The sequence below is a fragment of the Arthrobacter sp. Hor0625 genome, assembly GCF_052567525.1.
This window is the reverse complement of record NZ_CP199586.1, coordinates 2,497,347-2,511,814: the sequence shown is the minus strand read 5'-3', so window position 1 is coordinate 2,511,814 and position 14,468 is coordinate 2,497,347. Positions and strand designations below refer to the sequence as shown.

General features: G+C 68.0%; 15 protein-coding genes. 3 read left to right on the top strand and 12 right to left on the bottom strand.

The genetic code is table 11. From position 1 onward, the window contains the following. Positions 1 to 56: 56 nt before the first annotated feature. Positions 57 to 854: an alpha/beta hydrolase gene (locus ACTWLI_RS11575; protein ID WP_445153988.1), complete on the bottom strand. Its 798-nt coding sequence runs from the start codon at positions 852 to 854 to the stop codon at positions 57 to 59. Positions 855 to 890: 36 nt separating this feature from the next. Beyond that, the gene (locus ACTWLI_RS11570; RefSeq protein WP_445153987.1) at positions 891 to 1,253 is read right to left on the bottom strand and encodes an ATP/GTP-binding protein; all 363 of its coding nucleotides are present in this window, start codon (positions 1,251 to 1,253) and stop codon (positions 891 to 893) included. Between the two features lie 78 nt (positions 1,254 to 1,331). Here ACTWLI_RS11570 and nucS point away from each other — a divergent pair, with 78 nt between their 5' ends. The 3 genes from nucS to ACTWLI_RS11555 all read left to right on the top strand — a co-directional run bounded on the left by nucS (position 1,332) and on the right by ACTWLI_RS11555 (position 3,869). After that, positions 1,332 to 2,027 (top strand): endonuclease NucS, encoded by a 696-nt coding sequence (nucS, locus tag ACTWLI_RS11565; protein ID WP_445153986.1) that lies wholly within the window; start codon positions 1,332 to 1,334, stop codon positions 2,025 to 2,027. A gap of 35 nt (positions 2,028 to 2,062) precedes the next feature. Then, on the top strand, positions 2,063 to 3,343 hold the full coding sequence (locus ACTWLI_RS11560; protein ID WP_445153985.1) for an N-acetylglucosamine-6-phosphate deacetylase: 1,281 nt from the start codon (positions 2,063 to 2,065) through the stop codon (positions 3,341 to 3,343). Positions 3,344 to 3,665: 322 nt separating this feature from the next. Beyond that, a complete protein-coding gene (locus ACTWLI_RS11555) occupies positions 3,666 to 3,869 on the top strand; it encodes a cold-shock protein (RefSeq protein ID WP_056738186.1) in 204 nt (67 codons plus the stop codon). A gap of 133 nt (positions 3,870 to 4,002) precedes the next feature. Here the strand turns inward: ACTWLI_RS11555 and ACTWLI_RS11550 are convergent, their stop codons facing one another. The 10 genes from ACTWLI_RS11550 to atpE form a co-directional block, all read right to left on the bottom strand. Next, a complete protein-coding gene (locus tag ACTWLI_RS11550) occupies positions 4,003 to 6,510 on the bottom strand; it encodes a bifunctional lysylphosphatidylglycerol flippase/synthetase MprF (RefSeq protein ID WP_445153984.1) in 2,508 nt (835 codons plus the stop codon). Continuing rightward, a complete protein-coding gene (locus ACTWLI_RS11545) occupies positions 6,507 to 7,829 on the bottom strand; it encodes an alpha/beta hydrolase (protein WP_445153983.1) in 1,323 nt (440 codons plus the stop codon). Before ACTWLI_RS11545 ends, ACTWLI_RS11550 begins: the two co-directional genes overlap by 4 nt. 32 nt (positions 7,830 to 7,861) lie before the next feature. Continuing rightward, the gene (locus tag ACTWLI_RS11540) at positions 7,862 to 8,293 is read right to left on the bottom strand and encodes a DUF2550 domain-containing protein (RefSeq protein ID WP_445153982.1); all 432 of its coding nucleotides are present in this window, start codon (positions 8,291 to 8,293) and stop codon (positions 7,862 to 7,864) included. A gap of 10 nt (positions 8,294 to 8,303) precedes the next feature. After that, a complete protein-coding gene (locus tag ACTWLI_RS11535) occupies positions 8,304 to 8,588 on the bottom strand; it encodes a F0F1 ATP synthase subunit epsilon (protein ID WP_445153981.1) in 285 nt (94 codons plus the stop codon). Between the two features lies 1 nt (position 8,589). Continuing rightward, positions 8,590 to 10,044, bottom strand: coding sequence for a F0F1 ATP synthase subunit beta (gene atpD, locus ACTWLI_RS11530; protein ID WP_056738181.1), 1,455 nt, complete (start codon positions 10,042 to 10,044; stop codon positions 8,590 to 8,592). Positions 10,045 to 10,126: 82 nt separating this feature from the next. After that, positions 10,127 to 11,020: a F0F1 ATP synthase subunit gamma gene (locus tag ACTWLI_RS11525; RefSeq protein ID WP_445153980.1), complete on the bottom strand. Its 894-nt coding sequence runs from the start codon at positions 11,018 to 11,020 to the stop codon at positions 10,127 to 10,129. 76 nt (positions 11,021 to 11,096) lie between these two features. Then, positions 11,097 to 12,734 (bottom strand): F0F1 ATP synthase subunit alpha, encoded by a 1,638-nt coding sequence (gene atpA, locus ACTWLI_RS11520; protein WP_445156169.1) that lies wholly within the window; start codon positions 12,732 to 12,734, stop codon positions 11,097 to 11,099. An 86-nt stretch (positions 12,735 to 12,820) separates the two neighbouring features. Beyond that, positions 12,821 to 13,645 (bottom strand): F0F1 ATP synthase subunit delta, encoded by an 825-nt coding sequence (locus ACTWLI_RS11515; RefSeq protein WP_445153979.1) that lies wholly within the window; start codon positions 13,643 to 13,645, stop codon positions 12,821 to 12,823. Then, positions 13,645 to 14,190 carry a F0F1 ATP synthase subunit B gene (locus tag ACTWLI_RS11510; RefSeq protein WP_056738177.1) on the bottom strand — a complete coding sequence of 182 codons (546 nt, stop codon included), beginning with the start codon at positions 14,188 to 14,190 and terminating at the stop codon, positions 13,645 to 13,647. Before ACTWLI_RS11510 ends, ACTWLI_RS11515 begins: the two co-directional genes overlap by 1 nt. Before the next feature lie 54 nt (positions 14,191 to 14,244). Next, complete coding sequence (gene atpE / locus ACTWLI_RS11505; protein WP_009356484.1) at positions 14,245 to 14,448, bottom strand: ATP synthase F0 subunit C; 204 nt, start codon at positions 14,446 to 14,448, stop codon at positions 14,245 to 14,247. Positions 14,449 to 14,468: the final 20 nt, after the last annotated feature.

Here is a 14,468-nt window from a genome sequence, read left to right as displayed (position 1 = left end):
CGTGGGCCCACGCAGCGGCTGTCTGTTTTCCCCGCGGTTGTCCGGAACGGGTGCGCTCAGGCGTGCGCCGTGGCCACCGGTCCGCTCCAGTGCCCCGGCAGCTCGGCCGCGCTGCCGCCCGGAAGCACCTCGGCGACGATCTCGTTGAGCACCCGGCCGGCGTACTTCTCCCCCACCCAGAGGTGCTTGGCGCCGTCGACGCCCACGACGTCGGCGTGCGGCACCAGGGCGAAGCGCTCAGCGGCGGCTGCCGGCTGCAGGTAATCGTCGTGTTCCGGGACCAGGACCTTCAGCGGTTTGCCGAACGCCGCCCATTCCTTCAAATGGACGTCCGTGGCGCGGTGCAGCGGGGGTGAGAGGAGGATGGCGCCCTCGATCGCCCCGGCCACCGCCCCGGTGGCGCCGTACATCAGCGCCAGTTCCGTTCCGAACGACCAGCCGACCAGCCAGCGGTTGGGCAGCCCGCGGTCGACGGCGAACTGTACCGCTGCCTCGACGTCGTAGCGTTCCCCGATGCCCTCCTCGAAGGAGCCCTGGCTGGTGCCTCGCGGCGAGGAGGTGCCGCGGGTATTGAAGCGCAGCACCGCGATGCCGGCGAGCGCCGGCAGCCGGTAGGAGGCCTTGCGGTAGACGTGGGAATCCATGAAACCGCCGTGCGTCGGCAGCGGGTGCAGCGTGATGAGGGTGGCCTTGATCTCGCCCGATTCCGGCAGCGCCAGCTCACCGACCAGCCGGTGCCCGTCCGCGGTGCGGAGCTCCACGTTCTCGCGGTGCGCCGGAAGCACGGTCGAGGCCCGGATCGCGGTGGGCTCGGTGGGCTGGCTGAATACGTAGGACGCCGGGTCGAAAGTCATGCCCTCCAGCTTAGCGACCGGGTTGCCTGCGGGCGTTCAGCGGTACCGGTAGCGCCGGGAGGTCCAGCAGTTGGAGTGCCAGTGCCGCCGCTCGGCAAGGCCGGCGGCCGCACCGAAGAGGTGGTCCTCGGCCCAGACCACCAGGTGCGCGGTGCCCGGGGGGACCGCCGTGGAGCAGCCGGGGCAGACATAGGTCTTGCCGGCCCGGTCGGCGGAGATCAGGCGGACCATCCATTCGCCGTCGGGCGCGCTCTCCCGCCGGGCAATCCCGGTGCGCGCACGCTCCAGGTCCAGTTCGGGGGCCGGGCCGGCGGCGTGCTTGCCGCCGCCCGTCCTGCCGGATCCCCGCCCGGAGGGGGCTTTGCCCGCGGCACGGCGGGGTCGGTTGGAACGCGGCATGCTTCCATTCTGCCCCAGCCGCCGGCGGCCGGGGACGAACGCGACGGCACCCTGGCATCAGACGGTAGTGTTGACCGGGTGCGTTTAGTCATAGCCCGTTGCTCCGTTGATTATGTCGGCCGGCTCAAGGCCCACCTCCCGCTCGCCACCCGGCTGCTGCTCGTCAAAGCCGACGGCTCCGTACTGGTCCACTCGGACGGCGGATCCTACAAGCCGCTGAACTGGATGAGTCCCCCCGCCCGCCTGCGCATCTCCACCCCGGAGGAGGTCGACGTCGAGGCCGGCGTGATCGAGCAGTGGACCGTGCAGTCCACCAAGACCGATGACCGCCTGATCATCAACATCCACGAGCAACTGCACGACACCTCGCACGAACTGGGCCAGGACCCCGGACTGATCAAGGACGGAGTCGAGGCGGACCTGCAGCGGCTGCTGGCGGACCAGATCGAAACCCTCGGCACCGGCTTCTCACTGATCCGCCGCGAGTACTTCACCGCGATCGGCCCGGTGGACATCCTGGCGCGGGACGCCAGCGGCGGCACCGTCGCCATCGAGCTCAAGCGCCGCGGCGACATCGACGGCGTCGAACAGCTCACCCGCTACCTCGAACTGCTCAACCGGGATCCCCTGCTGGCCCCGGTACGCGGCATCTTCGCCGCCCAGCAGATCAAGCCCCAGGCCAGGGTGCTGGCCAACGACCGCGGCATCGATTGCGTCACCCTGGACTACGACGCCATGCGCGGCGTCGATGACAGCGAATCCCGGCTCTTCTAACCGCACAGGCCGCGGCTCCCGCCTAGACTCGGCACATGGACCCCGCCGCTAACGCCCGCCAGCTGCTCACCGGCACGCTGGTCAGCGGCGGCACCGTCGTTGAGGACGGAGTGCTGGCCGTGGCGGAAGGCCGGATTGCCTACGCCGGGCCCGCAGCCGGATTCGACCGCGCCGGGTTCGACAGCGCCGGGTTCGATAAAGCCGTGTTCGATAGAACAGCGCCTGCCGCCGATTCCGGACCGGTACGCGAGCTGCACCTGCCGCCCGGCGCGCTGATCCTTCCCGGACTCGTGGACCTGCACTGCCACGGGTCGGCCGGCGGCGATTTCACCGCCGGCGACGAGGCGGGCTCCCGCCGCGCCCTCGACTTCCTGCACCGCTCCGGCACCACCACCGTGCTCGCCGGCCTCGTCACCGCCCCGCGCGGGACGCTGCTGCGCGGACTCCGGCTGCATGCCCGGCTCTGCGACGAGGGTCTGCTGGCCGGCATGCTGCTGGAAGGGCCCTTCCTGGCCGCGGCCCGCTGCGGAGCCCAGGACCCGGCATTCCTGTGCGACCCGGACCCCGGGCTGCTGGCCGAGCTGCTGGCGGCTGCCGGCGGTGCGCTCGCTTCAATGACCTTCGCGCCGGAGCTGCCGGGCGCGGGGGCGCTGGTGCGGGAACTGGCCCGGCACGGCGTGATCCCCTCGCTTGGCCACACCGACTGCGACGACGCGACCGCCGCCGCAGCGCTGCTGGAGGCCGGGGCTGCGCTCACCGCTGAGGCCCCCGGCCGCGGCGGCCGGCCCACCGTAACGCACCTCTTCAACGGCATGCCCCCGCTGCACCACCGGAACCCGGGGCCGGTTGCCGCCTGCCTGCGCAGCGCTGCGGCCGGGCACACCGTGCTTGAGCTGGTGGCTGACGGCGTCCACCTGGACCCGGCCGTCGTCGCCACCGTCTTCGCGTTGGCCGGCGCCGCCAACATCGCCCTGGTCACCGACTCCATGGCCGCCGCCGGGCTGCCCGACGGCGGCTACGCCCTGGGCCGCGCCGCTGTCACCGTCGCGGACGGCGTCGCCCGCTTGGCCGACGGCGGTGCCCTGGCCGGCGGGACCGCCACCTTGCTGGAGGTCGTGCGCCGCACCGTGGCTGCCGGGGTTCCGCTGCCCGACGCCGTCCGATCGGCCTCCGAGGTTCCGGCGGCGGTCCTCGGCCTCGGCGCCGAGCTCGGGGCACTGCGGCCGGGGTTGTCCGCGGACGCCGTCGTGGTCAATTCCGGGCTGGAACTGCACCGGGTAATGCGGCGCGGAGAATGGCTTGAGCCGCTTTCCTAATGCTGCCTTTTGCGCGCGCCGCTATTCTCCACCGGACGTCTCCCGCGGCCTCTTTGACCGGGTTCCGGCCGTTCATCAACGCTTTAGCTAAAATTTCTGCCAATTCTGCGCGGACCCGTTGACCAGACGCGGGCGGCATGGAATTCTGGTATCAGTCTTTGTGTAGGTGTTTTTCATGCTCGCAAGACATGTTGCGAGCGCGAAGCGCCTGCCGCCGAAATTCCGGCCCGTCCGGTAGAAGCCAGGGTTCTTCTCGCAGAGTGACCAAGCCCGGTGCACAGTGCACCGGACTTCTTCAAGATCCATCAATGAGGAGAATTAAATGGCACAGGGAACCGTCAAGTGGTTCAACGCTGAAAAGGGCTTCGGCTTTATCACCCCGGACGACTCCGAGGGTGACGTCTTCGTTCACTACTCCGAGATCCAGACCGGCGGCTTCAAGACCCTCGACGAGAACCAGCGCGTTCAGTTCGAGATCGGTCAGGGCGCCAAGGGCCCGCAGGCCACCGGCGTCACCGTCGTCTAGTTTGATCTGCCGGCTGCCTCGGCAGCCTGTCAGGAAATGGTCCCCGGCATTTATGCCGGGGGCCATTTCTTTGTCCGGCGCAGCAATTGTCCGGTCTATTTATGCCGACCAGGAATGCGCGTGCCGTGTCGAATTAGCGCACCAGTGTCCGCAGCAGCCGTGCGCTCTGGCGGACCGAAAGATCGGGCAGGTACGCCCGGCTCAGGGCCCGGCCAATCGCGGGCAGCTGGAGGGGGTCCTGGTAGTACAGGTAGAGGGTGCGGTATTCCGGCTTGAAGCGGGACTTGAAGGCCGCCAGGGAACGGAAGCCGTAGACGGGCTCCAGCGCCCGTCCCACCACGTCCAGAATTCCTGCCAGGCCCTCCCTCTCCCCGTCCGCTCCGGCAGGGCGCTCCTCCGGGGCCGCCGCCCCAGCCTCTTCCCGGGCCAGCGGGGAACCCGACAGCGAGATGACCTCCACGCTGCGGCGCAGCTCCTGGACCGCGGAGGCGATCAGGAACTCCATCACGCCGGGGAAGGCGTCGCCGCGGCGGCGCATGAAATCCAGGGTCCAGCTCACCAGTTTCCCGTCCTCGTGGACCGGCAGCCAGCTGGTCACGCCGAGGACGCGGTCCGCCGGGTCGACAGCCAGGCAGCACAGGACGTCCTCGTCGTCGAGTTCATCGAGTCCGCCCAGTGTGAATCCCATCTCCGGCACGGGCTTCCGGGCCGCCCACTCTTCGGAGATCTCGCTCAGTTGCGCCCGCAGCGGGGCGGGGATGTCGCGGTAGCGGGCCCAGACCGCCCGGACGCCGGTACGGGCGGCGCGGTTCAGCGCCGTGCGGACGTTCTGCCACTCCTTGCCTTTGAAGTCCAGCTCGCGGACCGCCAGACGGGTTTCCAGCGCGACGGCGACGCGCCGGAATCCCCGGCTCCGGAGCAACGGCCACAGCTCGTCCGTGCAGGAGTAGAGGGCCGGGATCAGGGCGTGTTCGGTGCAGTAGGCCAGAAACTGCACTGCGGTGTCCCCGCGGTGCGCGGCCGGCCCGAACGGTCCGGCGACCGTCAGCGCGACGTTCCCGTGTTGCTGGTAGGCCACTCCCCCACGGCCGCCGGGAGCAAACCAGTAGCTGTTCGGCTCCCACAGCGCCATCCAGGACAGGGAATCCCCGCCCTGCCGGATCAGCCGCCGCGCCACATCGCGGTCTCCGGTCCCGGCGTCCGAGCCGTGGTGGCGGCGGAGCAGGACCAGCCAGACGCCCGCCAGTGCCACAACCCAGAACACGATGCCGGAATAGCCGAACAGGAAGCCCTCCACCGCGTTCCGGTCCTGGAAGACGCGGCTGTAGGTGCCGGGAATCGGCAGCGGTAGGTACTGCCGCGCAAGCTCGGCCGCGAGCCCGAACCAGCCGCCGTCGCGCACCAGGCCGCCCGCGGCGAACCAGGCCACCGTGTAGGCCCCTGCCAGCACCAGGAACGTTCCCGCCACGCTCAGCCCCAGGGCGCGCCGGGCGTTCCGGGTGGTTTCCACCCGGAACAGCCGCCGGTTGGCGAGCAGCAGGAGCACCAGGGCCAGCGGCACGGCCACCAGCGGCAGCACATGGACCAGGCCGGACCCCAGCACCGCGGTGTGCGGCCTGCCGGGGAAGTGCGGGATCCGCGCCAGCAGGGCCAGGTACACCGCGGCCAGGGCCGTCACACCCAACTGCACCAGGACAGCGATCCGCAACGCGAGCCGGCGGCCGTGCCGCATACCGTCGGCGCAGATCAGCAGCAACACCACGGGGACCACTGCCAGGGCGACGCCGAGCGGTCCGGCGTAGCCCTCCCGGCCGGCACCGAGGCAGCTGATATCGACGCCGCCGCTGCAGTTCTGCTCCAGCTCGCTCAGCGTGGGCAGCGGGTTCAGCACCACGTCCCGCAGCAGCGCAAGCGGTCCGACCGGGCTGCGCACCGCCGCGGTGATGATCGGGCCGACGGCGAAGATGGCCACCGTCAGCGCGAGGAGGTTGCGGGTTTCCCGGCCGGTGGAGCGGTGCCGGTGCAGGGTTCCGGACCCGCCCTGCAGCCACCAGCCTGCCAACAGCCCAACTGCGGCTCCGGCCAGGCCGACGACCGTTTCGGGGTGTCCGACATACAGCACCAGCAGCAGCGAGGCGGACAGCACCGCCGTCCTCAGCCGCCGCTGCCACAGCGCCGGCAGCAGGGCGGATGCGGCCAGGACAACGGCCAGGACCGCCGCGTAGGGACCGATCAGCCGCGCGTCCACCATGGCCCCGAGCCAGGTGTCGCCGGCAAACTGGGCGAGCTGGGCGGCCAGGAGGAACAGGGTGACCGCGGCGAACTGTCCGGCGAAAAAGAACACGGCCGTCCGCAGCGGCCCGAGCAGCCGCTCGGCCAGGCCCACCAGGCCCAGGATCATCAGGGAAGCGGCAAAGTACGCGAGTGGGTTGGTGGCGAAGAACAGCGAGCTGAACAGCGTCCACCACAGGCCGCCCTGCAGCCCGGGGGCGCTGACCGAGGCGGCCTCCAGCAGGGCCGCGGGCGGCCCGCCCAGGAAGCTTCCGGTCACCGCCCCGACCACCAGGAACACCGTCAGGAACGCCAGGGAGAACGGGATCCTGCGCAGGTGCCGGGCGATCCGGCGCAGCCAGCCGGTCACGGCGCGATCCCCCACCGGGCCGCCAAGAAGTCAAGGCCCGACGGCAGCGCGCGGGCCGCGACTTCCCAGGAGTGGCCCACGCCGGGGACGAGCTGCCGGCGGACGGAGAAACCGGCCCGCTGTGCGGCGGCGGAGAGCACGTCCAGGTAGCGGACGAACTGGGTGTCCCGTTCACCGGCGGCGAAGTAGGCCGCGCCGTCGTACCGGCGTTCCTCCAGCAGCCGCAGCGGTATCTGGCGTTCGAACGCCGCGGTGTCGCCGCCGAATGCCGCCTCGATGGTCCGGTGCCGCTCCTTGGCGAGGGCCGGTTCCTCCTCGCTTGAGAAAGCCAGCGCCGCGCTGTAGATGTCGGGGTGGCGGGTCGCCAGCTGTACGGCACAGGTGGCGCCGAAGGAGAACCCGCCGGCAGCCCACTGCCGCGGGTTCGGATCGACGTCGAGCGTGCCGCGGATCCAGGCGGGCACATCCGTGGCCAGGAAGGTGTCGGCGCGCGCGAGCCTGCTGTCCATGCAGAGCGTGTTCGCCTCGGGGGCGCCGTTGGGGTCGACCACCACCACGACGGGCGCAACCCCGTGGTGGGCCCTGGCGAAGGCGTCCATCCGGCTGCGCAGGGCGCCGCCGGTGAGCCAGTCGGACGGCCCGCCGGGCTGGCCCGAAACCAGCACCAGCACCGGCAGCGCGGGCCGGGGACTGGCCTGATAGGCCGGCGGCAGGTAGACGTACGCATCGCGGCTCCGGAAGCCGGAGGCGGTCCCGGGGATCGCGGCCTTCCGGACCAGGCCCGCTGCGGGCAGCCCCGGCGGCGGTGTCCACCCGGCAAGGCCGACGGGCCGCTCCCCCGGACGGCGCTGCAGCTCCTGTTCGAGCGGCTGGACCCGGGCAACCGCGGTGCCGGCCAGGTCGCCGAGCGTGTGGTTCAGGCCGAAGTAGGCGTTGATCTGCACCGCGCTCAGGCCCAGAAGGCAGGCGACGGCGGCCGCCGATGCCGCGGCCGGAACCCAGCGGCGCGACGGCTGCGGCCGGCGGCGGGCGGACCGGATCCGGAAGAGGGCCAGCAGCAGCGCGCCGACGGCGGCGACGCTCCAGGCGAGCACCTCGGGCGGGAGCACGTCGGGGAAGGCGTAGAGGGCGTACACCAGGAGCCAGTGCGCGGCCAATACGACGGCGGCCGCCAGGAGCACCGCGGCAAGGGCGGGGAGGCAGGCGGCCAGGAGGGTGGCGGGCGTGCGCCGGCGCCGCCAGCCGCCCGGCGGCAGGAGCAGGTAGAACGCCCCCGCGAGGCCGGCGGCCCAGGCTGCCCAGAGGACGGGCCCGTCCACGATCCGGAGGTCTTCGGCAAATCCCACCGGGATTAGCGCCAGGTGCCGACGCCGATGACCGGGCCGGCTTCCAGCCAGGAGGACAGGCCGGTGTACGCATCGAACCGCATCGCCAGCAGGACGTCCCGGCCTTCATAGCGCAGTTCGACGATCACGGTCTCGGGCTGCACCTTGACCAGTTCGGATTCGGTGGGTTCCCGGCGGCCGGTCAGTTCCAGCGAGCTGCGCCGGAAGGTGTGCTTGGGCCGCACGCTGAGCGAGGCCAGCCGGAACCACTCGAGGTCATTGTCCTGATAACGACAAACCCCCATCTGCCAGCTGTTTCCAGCCACGCAGATGGAGGCGTCCACCGTGCCCAGGGCGCGCCGCAAGTTGAAACGGCGCACCCCGGAGAGGCACAGTGCAAAAACCAGCAACGCAAAGACAGTTGCCAGGATGATGAACGGAAGACCAATAGCGTTCATCAAGGTAGGGCTAGCGGATCCCCGCAGTAGCTGAGTCGCCCAGCTGGGCGTTGTCAGCAACAATGACGACCCGGTTGTTGTCGACGGAGAAGAACCCGCCGTCGACAACTACGGCAATACGGTCACCGGACACCGGCTCGATCGCGAGTTCACCTTCGGCCAGAATCGCCAGCAGGGGCGAGTGGCCGGGCAGGATTCCGATCTCACCATCGCTGGTGCGGGCCTTGACCATCTTGGCCGCTCCGGACCACACGAAGTGGTCCGCTGCGACAATCTCAACCTCAAGCTCAGCCATATTACTTGGTCTGTTCCTGGATCTTGGCCCACTGGCGCTCAACGTCATCCAGGCCGCCGACGTTGAAGAACGCCTGCTCTGCGATGTGGTCGAGGTCGCCGTCGCAGATAGCGGTGAAGCCTTCAACGGTGTCCTTGATGGACACGGTGGAGCCCTCGACGCCGGTGAACTGCTTGGCGGTGTAGGTGTTCTGCGAGAGGAACTGCTGGATGCGGCGTGCACGCGACACGACGATCTTGTCCTCTTCGGAGAGTTCATCGACACCGAGGATGGCGATGATGTCCTGGAGTTCCTTGTTCTTCTGCAGGATCTGTTTGACGCGCACGGCCGTGTTGTAGTGGTCGTGGCCGATGTACTGCGGATCCAGGATGCGCGAGGTCGACGTCAGCGGGTCAACGGCCGGGTACAGACCACGGGAAGCGATTTCACGGGACAGTTCCGTGGTCGCGTCGAGGTGTGCGAAGGTCGTTGCCGGGGCCGGGTCGGTGTAGTCATCGGCGGGAACGTAGATGGCCTGCATCGAGGTGATGGAGTGGCCCTTGGTCGAGGTGATGCGCTCTTGCAGCAGGCCCATCTCGTCAGCCAGGTTGGGCTGGTAGCCCACAGCAGACGGCATGCGGCCGAGCAGGGTGGAAACCTCGGAACCGGCCTGGGTGAACCGGAAGATGTTGTCGATGAACAGCAGCACGTCCTGGTTCTGCACGTCGCGGAAGTACTCCGCCATGGTCAGCGCGGACAGGGCCACGCGCAGACGCGTTCCCGGCGGCTCATCCATCTGGCCGAACACCAGGGCCGTGTCCTTGAGGACGCCGGCCTCTTCCATTTCAACCCAGAGGTCGTTGCCCTCACGGGTACGCTCGCCCACGCCAGCGAACACCGAGGTGCCGCCGAAGTTGCGGGCAACACGGGTGATCATTTCCTGGATCAGCACGGTCTTGCCGACGCCGGCGCCGCCGAACAGGCCGATCTTGCCGCCCTTGATGTACGGGGTGAGGAGGTCGATCACCTTGATGCCGGTTTCCAGCATCTCGGTGGAGCCTTCCAAGGTCGCGAAGGCGGGTGCCTTGCGGTGGATCGGCCAGCGTTCGCTGACCTGCAGCTCGGACTCGGCCACGTCCAGCGGCTGGCCCAGCACGTTGAAGATGTGGCCCTTGACGCCGTCGCCGACGGGGACGGAGATCGGGGCACCGGTGTCGACGACGGTGGTGCCGCGGACCAGGCCGTCGGTCGCCTGCAGGGAGATGGCGCGGATGAGGTTGTCGCCAAGGTGCAGCGCAACTTCGAAGGTGATGGTCTTGGTCTCACCGTTGAGAGTAATCTCCGTGGTGAGTGCGTTGTAAATCGAGGGGATTGCGTCAGCCGGGAATTCGACGTCGACAACCGGGCCAATAACACGTGCAATACGGCCGGTGGCACCGGACGTTGCGGCTACGTGTTCGGTAGCAGTGGCAGTCATCTCTCTCACTTCACTCAGTAGATGGCGTGGGCGGTTACGTTTGTTCTTTGGTGCAGGTACAGCTGGGTCCGCAACGGACCGGCTAGGACGCGCTCAGGGCGTCGGCGCCGGCCACGATTTCGGAAAGCTCCTGCGTAATCTCAGCCTGGCGGGCAGTGTTGCGCAGACGCGTGTACTTCTTGATGAGTTCCGTGGCGTTGTCGCCGGCGGATTTCATCGCCCGCTGGCGGGCGGCGAGCTCGGAAGCCGCTGCCTGGAGCATCGCGGCGAAGATCCGGGACTCGATGTAGCGCGGCAGCAGCGCATCCAGGACCCGCTCCGCCTCCGGTTCGAACTCGTACAGCGGCAGCAGCTCCGACTCGGAGGCAGCCTGCTCTTCGACGACCTCAAGCGGGAGCAGGCGGATAACCGTCGGCTCCTGGGTCACCATCGACTTGAAGCGGGTGTACACGACGTGGATTTCGTCGACGCCGCCCTCTTCGTAGGCGGTGGCGAAGTCTTCCAGCAGTGCCTCGCCGATTTCGCGCGCCGTCTCGAAGCGGGGTGAGTCCGTGTTGCCGGTCCACACACGCTCGTAGGGACGGTTCCGGAAGTCGAAGTAGGCCTGTGCCTTGCGGCCCACGACATACGTCTTGACTTCCTTGCCCTCCTCATGGAGCAGCTCGGTGATGCCTTCCGCCTGCTTGAGCACGGTTGCCGAGTAGGACCCTGCAAGGCCGCGGTCGGAGGTGATCACCAGCACGGCGGCCCGGCGGATCTGCTCCGGCTCGGTCACCAGCGGGTGGTCGATTTCGCTCTGGCTTGCGACAGCAGAAACGGCACGCGTGATCGCGTTTGCGTAAGGCAGTGAAGCCGCTACGCGGGCGCGGGCCTTGCCGATGCGCGAGGTAGCGATCAGTTCCATCGCCTTGAAGATCTTGCGCATCGACGTCGTCGAGCTGATCTTCTGGCGGTAGACCCGAATCTGGGCTCCCATACTTATCCTTTCCTAAGATCCCGGTGGCCGGGACTGCCGGAACCCGCGGGGGTCCCGGCAGTCCCTGCCATCGGAACTAGCGCTTCTGCTTGACGATTTTTTCCTGGTCGACCTGGTCCTCGTCGATCGGGGCGTACTCCTCGTGCCCCGCACCGACCAGGAGGTTGTCGCCCTCGCCGAAGAAGCCCTTCTTGAAGTCCACGATCGCGGTCTTCAGCGCCTCAGCGGTGTCGTCGTCCATCACGTTGGTCTGCGCCAGCGTGGTCAGGATCGAGGACTTGTGCTTGAGGTGCTCCAGGAACTCGGTCTCGAAGCGGCTGATGTCCTCAACCGGAACGTCGTCGAGGTAGCCGTTGGTGCCGGCCCAGATCGAAACAACCTGGTCCTCGACCGGGAACGGCGCGTACTGGCCCTGCTTGAGCAGTTCCATCAGGCGTGCACCGCGGGTCAGCTGCTGGCGGGATGCCGCATCCAGGTCGGAGGCGAACATCGCGAAGGCCTGCATGTCGCGGTACTGGGCCAGTTCCAGCTTCAACGTGCCGGAGACCTTCTTCATCGACTTCACCTGTGCGGCACCACCGACGCGGGACACGGAGACACCCACGTCGACGGCGGGACGCTGGTTGGCGTTGAAGAGGTCCGACTGCAGGAAGATCTGGCCGTCGGTGATGGAGATGACGTTGGTCGGGATGTAGGCGGACACGTCGTTCGCCTTGGTCTCGATCAGCGGCAGGCCCGTCATCGAGCCGGCACCGAGCTCGTCGGAGAGCTTGGCACAACGCTCCAGCAGGCGGGAGTGCAAGTAGAACACGTCGCCCGGGTAGGCTTCGCGGCCCGGCGGGCGGCGCAGCAGCAGCGATACGGCACGGTAGGCTTCGGCCTGCTTGGACAGGTCATCGAACACGATCAGGACGTGCTTGCCGCCGTACATCCAGTGCTGGCCGATGGCCGAGCCGGCGTACGGTGCCAGGTACTTGAAGCCTGCCGGGTCGGATGCCGGGGACGCCACGATGGTGGTGTACTCCAGCGCGCCGTTGTCCTCAAGGGTCTGGCGCACGGCCGCGATCGTGGACGCCTTCTGGCCGATGGCGACGTAGATGCAGCGGACCTGCTTGTTCACATCGCCCGAAGCCCAGTTGGCCTTCTGGTTGATGATCGTGTCGATCGCGATGGCAGACTTGCCGGTCTGGCGGTCGCCGATGATCAGCTGGCGCTGGCCGCGGCCGATCGGAATCATCGCGTCGATGGCCTTGAGGCCGGTCTGCATCGGCTCGTGGACCGACTTGCGCTGGGTCACGCCGGGCGCCTGGAGTTCCAGGGCACGGGTGGTCTCGGCCTTGATCTCGCCGAGGTCGTCGATGGGCTGGCCCAGCGGGTCAACCACGCGGCCGAGGAAGGCGTCGCCGACCGGAACAGACAGAACCTGTCCGGTGCGGTGCACTTCCTGGCCTTCTTCGATGCCGTTGAAGTCACCGAGGATGATGACGCCGATCTCGCGGACGTCAAGGTTCTGGGCCAGGCCCAGCGTGCCGTCTTCGAAGCGAAGCAGCTCGTTCGCCATGACCGAGGGAAGGCCCTCAACACGGGCGATGCCGTCACCTGCGGTCGTTACACGGCCAACCTCTACGCGCTCAGCGTTTCCGGGTTCGTAGGACGCCGCGAACTCGTTCAACGCATTACGGACGTCGTCGGCGTTGATGGTCAATTCGGCCATCTGCAGTCCCTGCTCTCCTGTTTCGTGATCATCGTTGCTCACGATGACCGGGGTTTCTTGTCGTTAAGTTGTGCTTGTCCGGCAGCCTAGGCAAGCTGACGCTGCAGCTGGCCCAGCCGGGCGAGGACCGAAGCGTCGAGCACTTCGTCGCCCACCTGGATCCGGATACCGCCGATCAGCGCCGGATCAACGTTCATGTTGATCTTCAGCTCGCGGCCGTAGAGGGCGTTCAGGCCCGCCTGCAGGCGGTCGGCCTGCGCCGCCGTCAGCGGACGGGTGACGCCGACCGTGGCGATCCAGCGCTGCTGGCGCTTCGCCGCAAGTTCGGCGAAGCGGCCGACGAGCCGGGTGACCTTGAGCCCGCGCGGCTGCGACACTGCCTGGTTGATCAGGACCTTCGCTTCCTCGCTGGCACCGGGAACGAGCTTGTCGGCGAGGGCGGCCTTGGCCGCCGGGCTCGCCTGCGGCTCGGACAGTGCACGCTGTACCTCGTGGCTGGAGTCCACGGCCTGGTTGAAGGAGAACAGGTCGTTCTCCAGCGCTTCCAGTCCGGTGATCCCTGAGGCAGAGACGGCCGACTTGTTTTCAGCAACGGCAATTACCACCGAAGCGGCAAGAGTCTCGAGTGCATCGCCGATGTCACGGGCAGATGCCCAGCGCGAGCTGGCCAGTCCCGCCGCGATTTCCACAGCGTCGGCGGAGACTTTCCCGCCGAAGAGCTGCTTCATCAGCGCCGACTTTTCGTCACCGTTGCGGGAGGGGTCGGTCAGCGCCCGGCGCAAGCCGGCCGAGCTGTCAACCGTTCCCAGGATCCCGAAGAGTTCCTTTGCCAACTGCAGCGAGGCGTTGGGAAGCTTGGCTTCCAACGCGGCCAGTGCCGCCGTCAGCGATTCGCTCGATACACCTGCCATTACTTAGCTGCACCTGCGTTCTGGTTCTCCAGATCTGCCAGGAAGCGGTCAACCACACGGGCAGCCCGCGCGTCGTCGCTCAGCGATTCGCCGACAATGCGGCTCGCCAGCGTGGTCGCCAGCGTGCCGACCTCCGAGCGGAGGGACACGACGGCGGCCTGGCGCTCGGATTCGATCTGCGCGTGGGCCTGGGCGGTGATGCGTGCCGACTCTGCGGCCGCCTTCTCCTTCAGGTCCGCGAGGATCTGGGCGCCTTCGGCCCGGGCTTCCTCGCGGATGCGGTTGGCCTCGGTGCGGGCATCGGTGAGCTGCTGCTTGTACTCTTCGAGGGCGGCGGACGCCTCGGCCTGGGCCTGCTCGGCCTTGGCAATGCCGCCTTCGATGGCCTCGGCACGCTCAGCGAAGGTCTTCTCGAACATCGGGACCACAAGCTTGATCACGATGCCCATGAGGACAGCAAAGCTGATGATGACAACGAGCATTTCCCAGACATTGGGGACCAGAGGGTTAGCCTCTGTGGCGGCTGAGACAATCAGCTGCTTCATAATTCCCGTCCTTATCTACTAGGTTCTGGATGTTCGCTTGTTCTGAAGCTCAGACTAGAGAACGAAAGCGAAGACCAGGCCCAGGATGGCGAGGGCTTCAGTCAGCGCGAGGCCAAGGAATGCGATCGGCTGCAGGACGCGCTGGGCCTCCGGCTGGCGTGCCACACCGTTGATGTAAGCGGCGAACACGAGACCAACACCGATACCACCGCCGATTGCGGACAGACCGTAACCTACGAGGTTGAGATTGCCTTCCATTTTTTTCCTTTCAAGATGCC

Excerpts from the sequence above, each read along its gene's own strand:
- ACTWLI_RS11575 (WP_445153988.1), bottom strand. The coding sequence starts at position 854 with ATGACTTTCGACCCGGCGTCCTACGTATTCAGCCAGCCCACCGAGCCC.
- ACTWLI_RS11570 (WP_445153987.1), bottom strand. The coding sequence starts at position 1,253 with ATGCCGCGTTCCAACCGACCCCGCCGTGCCGCGGGCAAAGCCCCCTCC.
- ACTWLI_RS11560 (WP_445153985.1), top strand. The coding sequence starts at position 2,063 with ATGGACCCCGCCGCTAACGCCCGCCAGCTGCTCACCGGCACGCTGGTC.
- ACTWLI_RS11555 (WP_056738186.1), top strand. The coding sequence starts at position 3,666 with ATGGCACAGGGAACCGTCAAGTGGTTCAACGCTGAAAAGGGCTTCGGC.
- ACTWLI_RS11540 (WP_445153982.1), bottom strand. The coding sequence starts at position 8,293 with ATGAACGCTATTGGTCTTCCGTTCATCATCCTGGCAACTGTCTTTGCG.
- ACTWLI_RS11535 (WP_445153981.1), bottom strand. The coding sequence starts at position 8,588 with ATGGCTGAGCTTGAGGTTGAGATTGTCGCAGCGGACCACTTCGTGTGG.
- atpD (WP_056738181.1), bottom strand. The coding sequence starts at position 10,044 with ATGACTGCCACTGCTACCGAACACGTAGCCGCAACGTCCGGTGCCACC.
- ACTWLI_RS11525 (WP_445153980.1), bottom strand. The coding sequence starts at position 11,020 with ATGGGAGCCCAGATTCGGGTCTACCGCCAGAAGATCAGCTCGACGACG.
- atpA (WP_445156169.1), bottom strand. The coding sequence starts at position 12,734 with ATGGCCGAATTGACCATCAACGCCGACGACGTCCGTAATGCGTTGAAC.
- ACTWLI_RS11515 (WP_445153979.1), bottom strand. The coding sequence starts at position 13,645 with ATGGCAGGTGTATCGAGCGAATCGCTGACGGCGGCACTGGCCGCGTTG.
- ACTWLI_RS11510 (WP_056738177.1), bottom strand. The coding sequence starts at position 14,190 with ATGAAGCAGCTGATTGTCTCAGCCGCCACAGAGGCTAACCCTCTGGTC.
- atpE (WP_009356484.1), bottom strand. The coding sequence starts at position 14,448 with ATGGAAGGCAATCTCAACCTCGTAGGTTACGGTCTGTCCGCAATCGGC.